At 39.0% G+C, this 17,675-nt stretch carries 12 protein-coding genes; 3 read left to right on the forward strand and 9 right to left on the reverse strand.

Going from position 1 to position 17,675, the window contains the following annotated elements; translation table 11 throughout:
- The 4 genes from gatB to IEX65_RS16795 form a co-directional block, all read right to left on the reverse strand.
- Entirely contained in the window at positions 1 to 1,446 is a 1,446-nt protein-coding gene (gatB, locus tag IEX65_RS16780) for an Asp-tRNA(Asn)/Glu-tRNA(Gln) amidotransferase subunit GatB (protein WP_188767509.1), read from the reverse strand.
- A gap of 225 nt (positions 1,447 to 1,671) precedes the next feature.
- Positions 1,672 to 2,025: a phage holin family protein gene (locus IEX65_RS16785; RefSeq protein WP_188767510.1), complete on the reverse strand. Its 354-nt coding sequence runs from the start codon at positions 2,023 to 2,025 to the stop codon at positions 1,672 to 1,674.
- Between the two features lie 170 nt (positions 2,026 to 2,195).
- Positions 2,196 to 4,742 carry a M14 family zinc carboxypeptidase gene (locus tag IEX65_RS16790; RefSeq protein ID WP_229250725.1) on the reverse strand — a complete coding sequence of 849 codons (2,547 nt, stop codon included), beginning with the start codon at positions 4,740 to 4,742 and terminating at the stop codon, positions 2,196 to 2,198.
- A gap of 166 nt (positions 4,743 to 4,908) precedes the next feature.
- A complete protein-coding gene (locus tag IEX65_RS16795; protein ID WP_188767511.1) occupies positions 4,909 to 5,298 on the reverse strand; it encodes a TraR/DksA family transcriptional regulator in 390 nt (129 codons plus the stop codon).
- A 308-nt stretch (positions 5,299 to 5,606) separates the two neighbouring features.
- On the opposite strand from IEX65_RS16795, the gene IEX65_RS16800 reads away from it, so the two are divergent.
- A complete protein-coding gene (locus tag IEX65_RS16800) occupies positions 5,607 to 6,884 on the forward strand; it encodes a Glu/Leu/Phe/Val family dehydrogenase (protein ID WP_188767512.1) in 1,278 nt (425 codons plus the stop codon).
- A gap of 174 nt (positions 6,885 to 7,058) precedes the next feature.
- Positions 7,059 to 7,652: a hypothetical protein gene (locus IEX65_RS16805; protein WP_188767513.1), complete on the forward strand. Its 594-nt coding sequence runs from the start codon at positions 7,059 to 7,061 to the stop codon at positions 7,650 to 7,652.
- Positions 7,653 to 7,792: 140 nt separating this feature from the next.
- Here IEX65_RS16805 and nadA read toward each other — a convergent pair whose 3' ends face one another.
- Together nadA and IEX65_RS16815 are read right to left on the reverse strand one after the other, a co-directional pair.
- Entirely contained in the window at positions 7,793 to 8,752 is a 960-nt protein-coding gene (gene nadA / locus IEX65_RS16810; RefSeq protein ID WP_188767514.1) for a quinolinate synthase NadA, read from the reverse strand.
- A 162-nt stretch (positions 8,753 to 8,914) separates the two neighbouring features.
- Positions 8,915 to 9,844 (reverse strand): hypothetical protein, encoded by a 930-nt coding sequence (locus IEX65_RS16815; RefSeq protein ID WP_188767515.1) that lies wholly within the window; start codon positions 9,842 to 9,844, stop codon positions 8,915 to 8,917.
- A gap of 193 nt (positions 9,845 to 10,037) precedes the next feature.
- On the opposite strand from IEX65_RS16815, the gene IEX65_RS16820 reads away from it, so the two are divergent.
- Positions 10,038 to 11,636: a trehalase family glycosidase gene (locus IEX65_RS16820; protein ID WP_188767516.1), complete on the forward strand. Its 1,599-nt coding sequence runs from the start codon at positions 10,038 to 10,040 to the stop codon at positions 11,634 to 11,636.
- Between the two features lie 98 nt (positions 11,637 to 11,734).
- Here the strand turns inward: IEX65_RS16820 and IEX65_RS16825 are convergent, their stop codons facing one another.
- From IEX65_RS16825 to IEX65_RS16835, 3 genes are all read right to left on the reverse strand, one after another.
- Positions 11,735 to 12,115, reverse strand: a complete 381-nt coding sequence (locus tag IEX65_RS16825; RefSeq protein ID WP_188767518.1) for a rhodanese-like domain-containing protein — start codon at positions 12,113 to 12,115, stop codon at positions 11,735 to 11,737.
- A gap of 109 nt (positions 12,116 to 12,224) precedes the next feature.
- Positions 12,225 to 13,994 carry a RagB/SusD family nutrient uptake outer membrane protein gene (locus IEX65_RS16830; protein WP_188767520.1) on the reverse strand — a complete coding sequence of 590 codons (1,770 nt, stop codon included), beginning with the start codon at positions 13,992 to 13,994 and terminating at the stop codon, positions 12,225 to 12,227.
- Between the two features lie 13 nt (positions 13,995 to 14,007).
- Positions 14,008 to 17,589 (reverse strand): TonB-dependent receptor, encoded by a 3,582-nt coding sequence (locus IEX65_RS16835; protein WP_229250727.1) that lies wholly within the window; start codon positions 17,587 to 17,589, stop codon positions 14,008 to 14,010.
- Positions 17,590 to 17,675 lie beyond the last annotated feature (86 nt).

The raw sequence follows: 17,675 nt of genomic DNA on the forward strand, positions 1-17,675 counted from the left end.
TTATGATAAAGCTTTCATCAATAACTCGTTCGTACGTTTTGGGTCGGCCGAGCCTTTCGATTTTTTCATTACTTCTCCAACAAACATGCCAAGTAAACCTTTCTTTCCGCTCTTGTATTCTCTTACTTTTGCTTCGTTGGCTGCCAGAACTTCGTTGATTAACGCTTGAAGTGTATCGGTATTGCTTTCTTGAATCAAATTGTTGCTTTCTGCCAATTTCAATGCCGAAACACTCGGATTTTCGAGCATCAGCGGAAATAATTTCTGAGCCGCTGCCGAGCTACTTATTTTGTTTTCGTCAACCAACGAGATGATTTCAACTAATTGACTTGGTTTTAGACTAAACTCCGTTATTTCGAGGCTATTTTCGTTCAAATACCCTCTGATTGTTGAAGTAAGCCAGTTCGATGCTGCTTTGTAATTCTGTGTAAGTTTACAAACCTCCAAGTAATAATCGGCCATTTCTTTGCTGTCGGTAATCGTAACGGCGTGTTCTTCGAGAATCCCAAACTCTTTCGTGAATTTCTCAAATAATTCGCTCGGAAGTGCGGGCATTTTCGATTTGATTTCGTTCATCCACTCATCCGAAATTCTTAGCGGAGCTAAATCAGGCTCAGGAAAATAACGATAATCGTTCATGGTTTCTTTTACACGCATACTATAAGTTTGGCCTTTATCGGCATCAAACATACGTGTTTCTTGAATAACCTTTCCACCCGATTCGAGTAACGCCACTTGACGCTTGTATTCGTATTCGGCAGCGTGTTGTAGGTTACGAATCGAATTCATATTTTTGATTTCGACTTTCGTACCAAATTCGGTTGTGCCTTCTTCACGAATCGAAATATTTAAGTCGGCACGCATCGAGCCTTCTTCCATGTTTCCATCGCAAATGCCCAAATAACGAACAATCTTGCGGATTTCGGTCAGATATGCACCTGCTTCTTCAGGGCTACGCATACAAGGCTCCGAAACGATTTCTACGAGTGGCGTTCCAGCACGATTATAATCTAAGAGTGTAAAAGCATCGCTACCATCATGAACCGATTTTCCTGCATCTTCTTCGAGGTGAATATGATGAAGTTCTAAAGCACGCTCTTTGAATGTTTTGCCATCTTTCAGGCGAATTTTAATTTCACCACCTTTACAAATCGGATATTTATCTTGTGAAACTTGATAGCCTTTTGGAAGGTCAGGGTAGAAATAATTTTTACGGTCGAAATAATTGTTTCTATTGATTTCGCAGCCACAAGCCAAGCCCATACGAATGGCATATTCGACTGCTTTTTTATTGAGTTTTGGTAAAACACCAGGGTGTCCGAGCGTGATTACACTAATATTGGTGTTTGGCTCGCTACCAAATTGATTCGTATCGGAAGCAAATATCTTACTCTCTGTTGCAAGTTGGCAGTGAACTTCTAAGCCAATGACAATTTCGTATTTCATGAAGGATTTTTATTGATGCAGTGGCAAAAATTTTGCCATTGAGAAAACCACGTTTCTATTAATCTACAAATTTATGGTTTTTAGCTGAAAGTGTAATAAAAACGATAGAATAAGTGCTTTAAGAAGAAGTAATTATTCCGTAGGAATTTAATATTGGTAGTCAGCAAAATACAGTAGAATATTCTTACGGAGATAATTTCTGTAAGCGAAAAATATGAAATTTGGTTAAGATTTTTCGTTTAAATGCTCATCAACCACCTCTTCTACTTTTTTCTTGATGCTGTGTTGAACGGAATCTTTTGCAAAAATAAAAATGGCAAGAATAATGGCATAAAAGCCAAACATGATAAGAAAACCCAGCCAAGAGCTACCAATCAGATGGTTGAGGCCGAGGGCAATCAGAATACTCAGAAAAATAATTACTACAATGCTGAGTATAAACGTAATGAGGGCGTAAGCGGCTTTTACTGCTATACCCTCAATTTTATCTTGAACATTAAGTTTGGTTAATTCAAATTTTGCCTCGATGAGTTTTACGAGATTTTCTTTTAACTCACCTATTTTCAAAAAATCAGACATACGATTTTGGATTTACGATTTACGATTTTCGATTTCTCATACTCGTAAATTTAACAGTTATGTCTGCAAGGTAGAAAAAACGTGGGTTTTGGCAAAATGGTTATCCGTTTATTAGTTACTGGCAAATTAGTTTCGTAGCGTCTAATAACCAGTAACCAATAAACTAATAACTACTCTTCTTCACCACCAAAACGACCACCGCCGATTATGTTTCCGAAGAAAAGAGTATTTAAGAAAAGTTTGTTTGTGCCATACCAAAACGCTCTAAAATTTGGGTTTTCAGATAATGCAATTACTCGACCCGAACCCACATTTAGTGTAATAGCGGCTGGAGAGTTTTTGATTAGTTTCTCATTTTTTGGATGAACATAGCCCGCCAACAAAGGATTTGCCGTGAAAATCATCGGTGTATTGTACGGATTTTTGGTATCTTCCATAAAGATGTTGTTATCCTTAAACAAGGCCAATTTGCTTTGCTGATAACCAAAACATAATGGGTGCGTCGGGTCGATTTTTGCCTCGAAGATTGTTCCTGCGGTTTCTAAAGCACCTGTATATTTTTCTTGTAGGTTGTATGGGCGTTTTTCCCCATTTCCATTATTATCAGGCTTTTCTTTAACGCTTATGTTAGCGATTTTTTTTGCCGAAACCCACTCCACCGCATCGGTCATGGCTACCAAAACACCACCACTTTGTACAAAACGTTTGATTTTTTCGTCAGAAAGTGCATTGTAGTTACCACCAGCCAAAACAATGTGTGTGTATTTTTCTAAACTCGTGCGGTTGGCCGTTTCGATGTCGGCAACTGTGAGCGGAATATTAATACGTTGGTCAAGTAAGTGCCAAATTTCGCCAGCATCGGTCGATTGCACACCCGTACCACCCAACATCAATACTTTTGGCAAACGTACTTTTTTAAATTTCTCGCTACCAAAGTCGATTCCTTGTGGTGTAAGACCCGTCGGAACGGCATAGAAATCTACACCATCACGCTCGGCAAGAGTTTGAAGTAAAGCCGACGGGTCGGTGCCATTGCTGAAAATCTGAATTGTTCCATAATCAAACGTGCGTTCTTTTCCATCAATCACTGCCGAAAGTGGTTCGGTTGCTACTTTTAGGTTATAGCCTTTTTTCAATAATTCGTAAGCGGCACGTGGAGCGTAGTAACTATTCCACTCAAACAGATAGGCATATTGGCTTTTGCCAATAACCTTGCCTTTCGGGAAATCATTTTTATCAACTTTTTCGCCCAATGAAACTGCCGTTTTTGCTTCCGCCGTAGGTACATTCATACAATATTGTAGCGACCATGCCGAAATATCGTAGAATAAACTATCTTCAAACTTTGTACGCTTTTCAAACATTGATTTGATAAGGCGGTGTTGTGGCTGATTCATCGGTACAACGTAGGCGTTTTCTTTGCTGAATGCTATCCCATCTTGGTTTTCGTCTTTTCCTAAACGATATACATCAATTTGGTTGCGTTTGAGCATATTTACCATTTCCCAAGTTTTTATAGCATCATTTCCACCACCAAAAACATAGCCTTTTACAGCATCAGTTGAGGCTTCTTTGTAAAAACTTCTCATGTGTTCGAGCAACTCGACACGCATTTCACGTGCCGCACGAAGCGTTGAGAAAGTTGCCGTAACTTGGTTGCGAACCGTAAACGGAAAACTTAAAATCCCGTTAGCAGTTTCTTGCAAATGTCCACGAGAGGAGGCTTGTTCAAACAAAATACCCACCGAGCCATTTACATCGGGAAGGGTAGAGCCTTTTCCGTAATAAAAATCATCGTAGTTTTCTTGTGTATAATATGCCGAACCTATTTTGTCGAGTCCAACAGCTTGGAATTTTCCGAATTTGATGGTTAAATCAATGTTTTTCTTGGGCGTAAGCGGGTGCGTGCGTGCAGGAATACCAGGTTGAAAGAAAAACGTTGAAGCCGAACCCATTTCGTGGTGGTCGGTCAAGATATTGGGTCGCCAGTCATAAAACTTCACCAAACGTCCTTTACTTTCGGGCATTTGTTGGTAAAGCCAGTCACGGTTAAGGTCGAACCAGTAGTGATTCGAGCGGCCACCAGGCCAAGTTTCGCTAAACTCACGGCTGTTTACATCGCTTACTAAATTGGTACTGCGGTTAATATTTACCCAAGTTGCAAAACGATTTCCCCCATCAGCATTAATTACGGGGTCGATTAAAATGACTGTTTCTTTCAATAAAGAATCAACACCTGCACCTTGAGCAGCGGCTAAATAATAAGCCGACATCAGATTTGAGTTGGTGCCACTGGCTTCATTTCCGTGTACAGAGTAGCCCATCCAGACCACAATTGGCATTTTTTGTAGGTCTAAACCACCTGATTGTGAAGGATTAACTAATTTTTGGTGTTCGGCTTTGATTTGGTCAAGGCGAGCGTGATTTTCGGGAGAAGTAACCGTAACGAGAACTAACTCACGGTTTTCAAAAGTTTTGGCATAAGTTTCTATCTTGAAGCGATTAGATAAACGAGCCAATTCTTTCATATAAGTAACTGTCTCATAAGGAGTTACGTGCTGTTCGCCGACTTGATAACCCAAAAACTTCTGAGGTGTCGGAATTTTGGCATCATACGTAACATTTTGAGGCAAATAATAACTATCAGCAACCTGCCCAAAAGCTTGACTAATAAGTAGTTGAAAGAATAATAGGTAGAGTAGAGTGTTTTTTTTCATGTCGAGAAGTTTATATTGTTCAAACAAAGAAATGTAGAAAAACCTGTAAAACAAAAAAGCCTCTGACGTAGAGGCTTTTTTTATAGACAACAATCCCTATAACCTTGTGAAAAACGGTTTGAACGCCTTACAAGGTAGAAATTATAGATGTTTTTTCCTTAAAATTTTAGTTAGAAGCCTTTAGTTTTGCTTCAATCGTTTGTTGCGTGTGCGGTACTGCTCTCAAACGTTCTTTCGGAATCAATTTTCCTGTATCACGACAAACGCCGTAAGTACCATTTTTGATTCTGATTAAGGCTGCTTCTAACTGCTGAGCAAACTTCTGCAATCTTCCAGCCGACTGGCTCAATTGCTCTTTTTCGCTTACATCGGCACCGTCTTCCATTAGCTTTGTGCTATTGGCAGTGTACTCTGTGCCGTTGTCATTCTTTCTACTCAACGTTTCTCTGATAAAATTCAGTTCGTTGCGAGTTGCTTCCAGTTTTTGAGTAATAATTACCTCAAACTCCTTTAATTCATCTTCCGAATATCGGGTTTTTTCTTCAACTGCGGCCATAATTGTAAAGCAGTAAACGTTTATATTTTGGGGTTTTTCAAAAATCCCACAAATATAGTGTTTTGGTAGGCTGAAACAATAGCGAGATACAATTTCTTAAAATAACCCGAAAAAAATTTATTTAAAGGTAATTTTAGAAAAACAATAAATTATTTGGTTTTGTTAAAAAATGCAAAAGGCTGATAAGGTATATCTGCCAAATAAGCTGATAAAAAATTAGTGTTAAATTTAACGATTTTAAGAAATACTTTATTTTTTCTAAGTTTGCACCGTGAAACCACATTCACGTACAAAATATTATTCTGTTTATGACATATATAGAACCAGCTCCAATCAAGGATAAAGAGAATCCGTTGGAGTCAATGATGCAACGATTCGATGCTGCCGTGAAGATTCTCGGTATCAGCGATGAAATGTATTATATTCTGAAAGTACCTGCTCGTCAGGTGACGGTAGGCTTGCCCGTTACGATGGATAACGGACAAATTAAAGTTTTTGAAGGCTACCGAGTGATTCACTCAACGATTTTGGGGCCAAGTAAAGGCGGTATTCGCTTCGACCCTGCCGTAAATATTGATGAGGTGAGAGCCTTAGCGGCTTGGATGACTTGGAAATGTGCCGTGGTTGATATTCCTTACGGCGGTGCAAAGGGCGGAATTGCCTGCAACCCACGTGAAATGTCGGCTGGAGAAATGGAGCGTTTGATGCGTGCCTACACCATTGCGATGCTTGATATTTTCGGGCCAGATAAAGATATTCCTGCACCTGATATGGGAACTGGCCCTCGTGAGATGGCTTGGTTGATGGACGAATACTCGAAAGCCAAAGGAATGACCGTAAATGCAGTAGTTACAGGAAAACCATTGGTTTTGGGAGGCTCGTTGGGGCGTACGGAAGCTACTGGTCGTGGCGTAATGGTTTCGGCATTGGCTGGTATGGAGAAATTGAGATTGAACCCGTATCGTGCAACGGCGGCTGTGCAAGGTTTTGGCAATGTTGGTTCGTGGGGAGCGAAACTTTTGCAAGAAAAAGGCGTAACGATTTGTGGTTTGAGCGATATCTCGGGAGCATACTACAATCCGAGAGGAATTGATGTAGAAAAAGCCATTGCTTACCGCAATGCTAATAACGGAACGCTCGAAGGTTTCAAAGATGCTGAGTTGATTACCAACGAAGAATTACTGGCCTTGAATGTGGATGTATTAGTGCCTGCGGCCAAAGAAGACGTAATTACGCACGAAAATGCAGGAAATATTCAAGCAAAACTTATCGTAGAAGGTGCAAATGGCCCGACTTCGGCCAGTGCCGACGATATTATCAACCAAAAAGGAATCATGGTTGTGCCTGATATTTTGGCAAATGCGGGTGGCGTAACGGTTTCGTATTTTGAATGGGTACAAAATCGTATTGGTTATAAATGGGCTCTGGACAGAATCAACCGTCGTTCTGACCGTATGATGAAAGACGCTTTCGATAACGTATTTGAAACTTCACAAAAACACGGTGTTTCTCTACGTTTGGCAGCTTACATTGTGGCCATTGATAAAGTAGCAAGTACCTATAAGTTTAGAGGTGGTTACGGTTGATACTCGGCTTTGTTCGGCTACTTTTTTTGGATTTGTCTAAGATTGAAAACAGTAAGGTCAGAAAAGACCTTACTGTTTTTTTATGGCTATTCTGTTTGGTTTACAGAGATTTTTATTCTTTTTCAAGATTAAACGAATTACCGTTTGTAGTTTTGTGAAAAATTTAGATTAACAATGAAAAACAACATTATTATAGTTTTATCTTTTTTTGTAGCTTGTGCTTGCTCGAATGGTGAGAAAACAAATACTGGTAGTAGTATTTTAGGGAGAATGGAAGATTATAAAGTAAAGAGAGTATCGCCTACACAAATCGCTTATCAGGTAGAAGAAATGGGGGCAGAGATTTCGAAAGCTTTAACGGCTGATTTTGCGAAACAAATGAAAAATGTAAGTGCGGCTCGTGGCGAAGAACTTTGTCAGTTGAAAAACATGACTTTAATTGATTCATTATCAGAAAGATATGGTTTAAAAATCAGGCTTTTGGGGCAGCCTGATATTGGTAGCAATAATCAGTTATATGTAAAAGAAAAGGAAGTTTTAGAAGCATACGCCGATAACGCCGCCAAAAAGCTCGAAATGAGTGATAATATTCAGAAAATAGGTGATTCGTTGTTTGTTTATACTTCGCCGATTCCTTATGATAAAGGTGTAGGAAAACTTTGTTTTAGCGATGATTCGGGCTTTGCAATTTGGAGTATTATCTTGAAAAAATCAGAAGTTGTGCGAGCCATCAATGTAAAAGCATTGAGAGAGAAGAATGTAAAATAATTGTAGGACAAGTTTTTATCGGAGTTGCGGTCAACCTTGTCGATAGCGTAGAATAAGATTTTCAAAAAAAACAAAAGGGTGAGACCTAAATCTCGCCCTTTTACTTTTATTATCAGCGAAGTGGAACTTCGCCCCACAGATTACAGTCCGAATTTTGCCGAAAGTTCTAACATTCGTTCGATTGGTTTGCGGGCATCAGCCAACATTTCGGCTGGAAGATTTATTTCTGGTGTTTCATCTCTCAAACACAAATATAGTTTTTCGAGCGTGTTGAGTTTCATGTGTGGGCAATCAGAACAGGCCTTGCACGCATGACCATTTTTTGAGGTTGGAGCTACATAAAATTTCTTCCCTGGAGCCGATTTACGCATTTGGTGCAAAATACCCGACTCAGTAGCCACAATAAACTCTTGCTGAGGACTATTGATAACATATTTCAAAAGACCCGTTGTTGAACCAATGTAATCAGCCAATTTCAAAACCGACTCTTCGCTTTCTGGGTGAGCCACTACTTCGGCATTTGGGTGTTTGGCTTTCAAATCGGTTATCATTTTTCCCGAAAAAGTCTCGTGAACCATACAAGCACCATCCCAAAGCAACATATTACGTCCAGTTACACGGTTAATGTAGCCTCCCAGATTTTTATCGGGAGCAAAGATAATCTTTTGGTTTTTCGGAAAACTTTCCACGATTTTTACGGCATTACTACTCGTACAAACTACGTCGGTAAGCGTTTTAAGCTCTGCTGAGCAGTTGACGTAAGAAATAACAATATGGTCGGGATGTTGGTCTTTAAATGCCTTAAACTCGGCATAAGGAGCCGATTCTTCGAGCGAACAACCTGCATTGAAATCTGGTAAAACCACTTTTTTGCTTGGAGAAAGAATCTTGGCTGTTTCGGCCATAAAACGCACTCCCGCAAAAACAATCATATCGGCATCGGTTTTGGCTGCTTGTTGCGAAAGCCCCAAGCTATCGCCAATGTAATCAGCAATATCTTGAATATCAGCAGTTTGGTAATAGTGAACCAACAAAACTGCATTTTTTTCTTTTTTCAACCGAGCGATTTCGGCAACATAATCAATTTTTTCAGCGACCATCTTAAACTATGATTTATCAGATTTTTATGATTGTTTTTGATTTTTTTAAAATAGAAACTATTTTGATTTCAGAATGAGTAAGAAACACACAATAAAAACATTATAACCAATATTTTGTGTTTTTGTGGACTATCGACTATAGACTGTCGACCGTGGACTAAACTATTTACAAGCAAACTCCCACGTTTTGTACATACTTACACTCCCGAGTTTGTCGAGATACGATTCTTTGATTTTGTTTCCTTTAGAATCATATTCAAATGTACGAACACTTATGACTTGATTATTATAGAAATAATTTTCTTTTGTCATATTGCCATTAGTATCGTATTCGTAGGTAAAATAATAATCAATTTGACCTTTGCCATTAAGGCGAGTTTTTTGCATTAGTTTACCAGTAGCGTCGTACTCGTGCTTGGTTTCGGCAAAAGTTACGTTATTTCTCAAGGTTTTATCTCTTGCTAAATTTCCTGCGGCATCATACACAAAATCTGTTTGAGTAGTAACCTTGTCGGTCGCATCAAAATGCACATCTTGGGTAATTTTTCCTTGAATATTGTAGGTTTTAGTATCAGACATCAAAACTTTTCCAGAAGGGTCTTTCACCTCTTTTTTTAGCAACTGTCCCTTCGTGTTGATAGTTGTAATTTCTCGGATAGTTTCGGTTTTTCCATCTTCAGCATAAAAAACCTGCGTTTTTTGCGTACCGTTTAATGAAGGTGTATTGACCGAAAGAAGATTTACGCCCGCACTGGCCGACTCTTGAAGTAATTGACCAGTAGCATCAAATGCTTTTTTGATGACTCTCTTAACTTCATTATTGCGTTTGTATGTAATAGTTGTGTTATTTCCCGCAGCATCGTATTCGTAAGTATATTCTTCTGTATAATTTCCCGTATTTTTGCTCGAAAAATTACTGGTTTGTTTCAAAATTCGCCCTTGAGCGTCATACGCTTTTGTAAATTCTTGCTCTTTTATACCTTGACGGAAAAAAGAATAACTGGTTTCGGGACAAGTGCCAACGGCTTGTAAATCAACTTGTGCGGTTGCGAGAAAAGGAACAAAACTTAAAACTATTTTGATGAATTTCATGTCTATTTGAATATTGTGGAACGATTCGCCGAATCGCAGTTCTAAATCACGCCCAAAAGATATTTTTGGCTTTTATTAATACGAAATTACTACTTTTAACACAAACATTACAATCGAATATTATTCAACGGCAAAGATTATATTATTTAGACAAATTTTAAGACATACGTAACACAAATTTTAAACGAATAGAATGACAACAAAGTTTTTGAAGCAATCGGTTTTGACGCTCGGTTTAACAGTAGTGATATTGGCATGTGGAGATTCGGTATCGAAAAAGGAATATAAATCGCCCGATGAAGAATTTGGTGAGCTTTTCAAAGAAGTACAATTAAAGGCGATATTTTCTGATTCTAAAATATTTGCCGATGCAAGCCCAAAAGGCAAAGCAGAAGATGTAATGAAGCGATATGAGGAAGAAAAAACAAAACCCAATTTTAATTTGAAGCGTTTTGTGATGGAAAACTTCACTTTCACTACGCCCAACTCGAAATATGTAAGCAACGCAGCACTTTCTCCACAAGAACACGTGAATGAATTATGGAGTGTTTTGACAAGAAGAACGAAGGAATCGTCGGGTACGCTCATTCCGTTGGTTAAGCCTTATCTTGTTCAAAGTGGAGCATCTACTGAAACTTATTATTGGGATAACTACTTCATGATGTTGGGTTTACAAGCCGCTAGAAAAGATACTTTGATGGCTAATACGGTCTTGAACTTTGCTCAATTGATTCAAGATTATGGGCATATTCCAACGGGTAATCGTAGCTATTATTTTAGTCGCTCGCAGCCACCATTTTTTGCTTCAATGGTAAAAATGCTGGCCGAAACAAAAGGTTATGAAGATAAATTAATCAAAACTTTACCGCAAATACAGAAGGAATATCAATATTGGATGGCGATAGATAAAGGCTCTGATGATGCCCAGAAACAAAACGAAGCCCGTAAGAAAGGTGAAAAAGCGTACAGAAAAGTAGTGTTTGTGGGTAAAAACGATATGTTGAACCGCTATTTTGATGATAATGATACGCCTCGCCCCGAAGCGTATCGAGAAGATATATTATTCGCCAGTAAAATAAGCGGACGCAAAGCCAATCAAGTTTACCGAGATTTACGCTCGGGCGTAGAATCGGGTTGGAGTTTTTCGAGCAGATGGTTGCGTGATGGGCAAAATTTAAGTACAATTCACACGACTGATATTTTACCAGTTGACCTAAATGCTATTTTATATGATTTTGAGCTTACGCTTGCGAGCATCTATGAGGCAAATAACCAAACCGAATACGCTCAGAGTATGAGGCAATTAGCCAACAAGCGTAAAGTGGTTTTTAATAAATACTTCTGGAATGAGTCTGCGGGATTCTACTTTGATTATGATTTTGTGGCAGGAAAACAAACCGATGTTTATTCTTTGGCGGCGGTTTATCCTTTATTTTTCAAATTAGCAAGCCAAGCACAGGCCGAAAAAGTTGCCAAAGTTTTAGAAACTAAGTTTTTGCAAGCGGGAGGTTTAATGACAACCTTAAATCAGACAAGCCAGCAATGGGATGGAACCAATGGTTTTGCCCCTTTGCAATATTTGGCTATTCAAGGTTTAAGAAATTACGGTTTTAATGATTTGGCCAATCGAATTAAGCAAAATTGGGTTGCCAACAACCTCAATGTTTATAAAACAACTGGCAAAATGCTTGATAAGTATAATGTGTCTGGCTCATCGAGTGAAGATTATCCCCGCCAAGATGGATATGGTTGGACCAATGGGGTTTTATTAAAATTGCTTTCTGAGAAGTAGGGAACTGTTTACCACGGAGGCACGGATTACACGAAGAAACACAGAGCATATTCTCCGTGAAACTCTGTGTAATCGGTGCCTCTGTGGTTTAAACAAATTTACTTTAAACCAGCATTGGCTAAATCCTTATAGCCGCCGCCAGTTAAATTATAGATATACTTAAAACCAGCTTGTTGCAAGATTGGAGCAGCTTTACTGCTGCGTCCACCTGCTGCACAGTAAACAAAAACAGGCTTGTTTTTATCTAATTTTTCGATTTGCTGCTTAAATGCCACATCATTGAAGTTGATACAATTAGAAGAGGCAATTTTGCCCGCTTCCCACTCTTGCGGAGTGCGTACATCAAGTAGTTGGGCATCTTTGGTAGTTTTTACCTTAGCGATAAATTCTTGTGGAGTAAGGTTCGTAGTTTGGGCTTTTGATGAAATGTAGCTACAAATACAAAGAAAAAATGCTAAAACCGAGATTTTTGATAACATAGCTTTTACGTTTATGGTTGATAAATATCCGTTGTAAATTTATATAAAAAGAAAGCTTACTGAAAATTCCAGTAAGCTTTCTTTTTGTTGATGAAGTGTCAAGAATCAATTACCAACCTGGATTTTGTTTCAGATTTGGATTAGTGATGATATCGCCCGTTGGAATTGGATAGTAATAATGTTTATCAAGCCAGATTCTCGGAACATTATTCAACCAAGTCAATTCGCCTGAAGTATCACCCGAAATTAATTGCGAATTAGGTTTTCCTGCAATCGTTGGTGTAACTTCCACATAAGTAACTCCCGAAACTTTTGTTGGAGCGGTATTTTTGTAAAAAGCCACATCCAAAACACCATCTTCGTTAAGGTCTAATGGTGTATTTAGGCTTGGAATATACATACCGTTCCATTCCATTTTCATCAATTCACCTTTTCTCCATCTTACAATATCATCAAAACGGAAGCCCTCTAAACATAATTCGATGCCTCTTTCACGTCGTACTTCCAAAAGAACAGGGTCAGAAATCTCTGGAAAATAATTGGTTTTTAAGTAATTATCAACCACTGTTGGTTTGGTTGTCAAGCCACCAGTAATTCCTGCTCTTTTTCTCAATGCACCAATAGATAATGCCCAGTCGGCATCTGTAAGTGTTCCTAATTCGGCTTTTGCTTCAGCATAAGCTAAAAGAACTTCAGCGTATCTGAAAATCGTAACCGAGTTGATATTAAGGTCACGAGTATCATAATACATATCATCAAGCGTCCATTTAATTGGCATATAACCCGTAAATGTATAAGAGAAAAGTGGTGGAGAAGCAACCAAAGCACCATTGTTTGTGCGTTTATAATCGCCTACACGAATTGTTTGAGCAAGTCTTTTGTCTCGTCCTTTTACCTCATCTTTAAACAACATGGTTTTGTAAGCAGGGTCGTTGGTATATGGTGTGCCGTCTGCTTTCAAATATGTATTGATAAAAGTGCGAATAAAGCTGGCTTTATCGCCGTAAGTTCCACTTGTCCAGTACCAGTTACCGTCGTTTAGGTTATTTAGTGCCAAATCACAAACTGCCGAAAGCATTACTTCTGTACCAATTGGGGCAGGATTAATGAATACTTGACGATAAGACTTATCAACACCAGCACCATCATAAAGTTTATAACCCGCTTCGTCGATAACCTTTTTGGCTGCTACCGCAGCTTGATTAAGTAAACCCGCAGCCGATGCTTCAAGACCAAGACCTTTGTGATATTTACGGAATGTACCTTCATGTAAAGCCACACGTGCTTTGAAAGCATAAGCCACATATTTTGTAACTAAACTACGGGTTGCTTCACTATTTGACGTGATATTTAAGCAAGCATAGTCTAAATCGGCCAAAACCGAGTCCATAACCATTACACGAGAGTCACGACCTTTCATTAATAAATCAGTATCCGAAACATCAAGAGGTTTGCCAATCCAAGGCACATCGCCGAATCTTTTTACTTTATCGAAATAGAACCAAGCTCTGAAAAATTTAGCAATTCCGAGATAGTTTTTTCTAACGGCTACTGGCACTTTCGGGTCATTGCAGTTTTGAATGAAGTAATTGATGTTTCTCAAATCGCTCCAACTCCAACCCGTACTTACTTGAGCACTGTAATTTCCCTCAGTGATAAATGCTGGGGTATCTTTGCGAGCTAAGTAATCTGACATGGCATCGGCACGATGAAGGTTTTTGCCATTCAGCATCGAATAGAACGAATTTGTGTATAAAATCAAGCCACTTTCGCTACCAAAAATTGGCCCTTTAGTAGTGGTTGCCTCGGGAAGCTCCTCCAAATCACACCCAATAAAGAGTATTGCTGTTAATAAAATGAATATATATCTGAGTTTCATAATTGTATCGGAATTAGAATGTAATAGATAAACCAAGCGTTACGCTTTTCATGATTGGATAATTGTACGCATCACCGGCATTGCCACCTGGTGAGAATACTTGGTCTGATGCCACTGCACTTTCTACGTCGAAATCACGGGTGATTTTGTAAAGTGGTGATAAAGACCAGATGTTTTCGGCCGAAACATAAACTTTTGCTGCCGCTGCTCCAATTTTTGAAGATACTGTTCTTGATAAATTATAACCTAATTGAATGTTTTTCAGACGCATATATGCTACATTTTGTAGGTATTTTGTCTGCGGAGCAGCCAATGTACCATTAGCGTTACTTGCGATACGTGAAACATATCTTGGGAAATAAGCATCTGTGTTTTGTTCTGTCCAAATATTACCTAACTGACTTTCGGGAATTCCTCCGTAAGGTCGATTGTATTGCCCCCAGAATAAATTGGCCTCACGGCTTGGATACCACTGTTGCTTGCCAACCCCTTGTATGAATGCCGAGAAAAAGAAATTATTCCAATCGGCACCGAGCATAATACCATAGGTATATCTTGGTGCAGAATTTCCGATAATAGAGCGGTCTCCTGGGTTTTCAATTCTGTTTGTACCAGGTGTAATTTGTCCGTCGCCGTTGGTGTCTTTAAATTTAATATCCCCTGGAAACCAAAGTCCGCTCGAAGCTGTGCGGAAAAGGTTTTGGCTGGCACTGTTTTTCACGTCTTCAGCCGATGTGAAGAATCCTTCAGTTGTATAGCCCCAAATTTCGCCCAAAGTTTGTCCTACATAATAATCACTCAATAATTTTTGTGGGTTATTATATTTCGTAATCACCGAAGTATTATCGGCAAGCGTTAATCTCACATCATAATTGAAAGGTTTTGCCCCAACCGAGAATTTATCACGATACGAAAGCATCATTTCCCAACCTTTAGTTTTTAAATCAGCATAGTTTCCTTTTGGAGCATCAGCACCGAAAACAGCAGGAAGAGTCAAACCAACAGTAAACATATCGGTCGTAGTTCGGATGTAGGCATCGGCTACAAAATTCAAGCGATTCGATAACATTGCTAAGTCAATACCAATATTTTTAGTGGTTGCTGTTTCCCAAGTTAAGCCTTCAGGCAAAACCGTAGGGTTTCTTGTTTGCTGTGGCTTTTGTCCGTTTAAAATAACTGATGATTGAGAAATAGCGAATTGCTCTAAATAAGCATAAGAGCCAATATTTCCATTTCCGAGCGAGCCATAAGAGGCACGTAGTTTCAAATCAGAAATGATATTTTCTGGAACTTTCCAAAAAGATTCTCTCGAAACTCTCCAACCAACTGAGTAAGAAGGGAAAAAAGCAAAACGTTGATTAGCAGGGAATTTTGATGAACCATCATAACGTCCGTTTACTTCAAATAAATAACGGTCTTTGTACGAGTAGTTTATTCTCGAAAAACCGCCTTGAATCTTCCATCTTTCCCAGCCGCCCTGCGTTACGATTGCTTGACCCAAAGCCAAGTTTATATCATTGGCATCTTCAAAGATAAGGCCATTTCGTTGGGTAGAAAGACGCTTGAAATTTGATTGTTCGTAGTTATAACCCACCAAAAACTTCAAATAATGGTCGTTTTTGAAGGTATTTTCGTATTCAGTATAAAGGTTGGTGGTCATATAGGCCGTTTCACGATAAACATCATTGAGATAGTTGGTTGTAGTTCCGACGTACGAAATCACACCAGGTTTTGTGCTGTACGGTACTGGCACAGCCTTCGTTCGGTCGTTGTTATCGGTATTCTGAATCGTAAAATCACCTTTGACTCTAAATTTATCTCTGAAAAACTGAGCCGCAAAACCACTGGTATTTCTGAAAACTTTTTTGTTGTTATCAATACCATTTTTGCCATAATAGAAATCACCAATACTATAAACCGACGAAAATGTTAGCGTTCCGTCAGGATTCATTAATGGCGAAAGCGGGTGGCCTTCATCGGCAATATTTCTCCAAACACCACCACCTTCACCTACATTGAGTGGGTTGTGGTATTTCATATCAGAATATTGCGACATATTATTGATTTTCAACCACGGATAAAGCTGAATAGAACCTTTTCCTGTAAAGTTTAATACTCGATAATCGTCAGAATTATATCTAAATAAGCCATCTTGACCAAAATAGCGGCCAGTTAGCAAATAACTTGCTTTATCGCTGCTTCCCGAAATACTCAAATTATGCTCTTTTGAGTTCGTGAAATCTTTATATAAAATACCGTAATAATCAGTGCTTCCGTAGTACATATACTCGCCCGTTACGGGGTCAACCTCTACTTCTGGCAAACCACCAACTTCTGAGCGTCTTTTGATTTCGTTGAGGTATGCTTGCGAAAATTTGAGCGTTTTATTCACATTTTGCGGAAAAGTACCTTGAAAGTTCACAAACGACTCGGCAAACATCGATGCCCAAGTGTATCCATCGGTTACTAAATCCGGTACAGCAATCGGCTTCTTTAATGAATAATTTGTCGAATAAGTGATATTCGTTTTGCCAGCAGTTGGGTTCTTCGTTGTAATCAAAACCACACCAAATACCCCTCTTGCTCCATAAATTGAGGCGGAGGCGGCATCTTTTAGCAACGTAATCGTTGCAATATCGCTTGGGTTAATCAAACTTGGGTCACCTTCTACGTTATCAATCAACACTAAGGCGTTTCCTCCTTGTCCGATTGAGGTTGTACCTCTGATATTAAAACTTGGTGCTTGATTTGGTTTTCCGTCGCCCATTTTGATATTAAGGTTAGGCAAAACCCCTTGAAGACCTTGATTGACGTTAGTTATCGGGCGATTTTCAAACACTTCGCTCGAAATCATATCAACAGCACCCGTCAAATTGGCTTTCTTTTGTGAACCATAACCTACCACAACTACTTCCGAAAGTAATTTCACATCATTTTTTAGTGTAACATGGATAACGGATTGATTACCAACTTGAAGCTCTTGATTAGAGTAGCCAACAAACGAAAAAACCAAAATCGCATTTTCGTTAGGTACATCAATCTTAAACTTTCCGTTACCATCGGTGTTTGTTCCTTTCGATGTTCCTTTAATCGTTACACTAACCCCAGGAATCCCCGAGCCACTTTCATCGTTTACCGTTCCTGTTATTGACTTGTCAATCATCGCAGTGGCTACTTTCTCTTCTCTTGATGCCGGTTGCTCTACCGAACTGGTTTTAATGTTCTTTTCGGTAACGACTGGGCTAAGAATGATTTGTCCGCCAATAATTTTATACGAAACTTGATAGAGTTTAAGTGCCAGTTCTAAAAAATCAGATAGTTTTTTATCCGATAAATTCAACGAAACTTTGCGGTCGGCTTGAATAGCCTTCGAGTTATAAACAAACTTGGCATCGGTCTGCTGCTCGATTTGACTTAGCACCATGCGAAGCTTCATGTCTTCAACTTTGAGCGATACCGACTTGTTGAGTACCTCTTGTGCCTTGCTATCGAAGGCATAAGAAACTCCCACAAACAGTACCGCCAACGTAAGCTGTAAAAGCGAGATTTTCATAATAGTCAGTAGTAAATGACTGGTTTGTTGAGTTTTTTTCATACTTTTGAACTGTTTTGTTAGATTTTTAGAAGATTTTGCAAAACACACCCTCGACTCATTTTGCGTGAGAAATTAGCTCGTAACTA

The organism is Emticicia aquatilis (assembly GCF_014644295.1).
In the GTDB taxonomy this organism is placed as follows: Bacteria; Bacteroidota; Bacteroidia; order Cytophagales; family Spirosomataceae; genus Emticicia; species Emticicia aquatilis.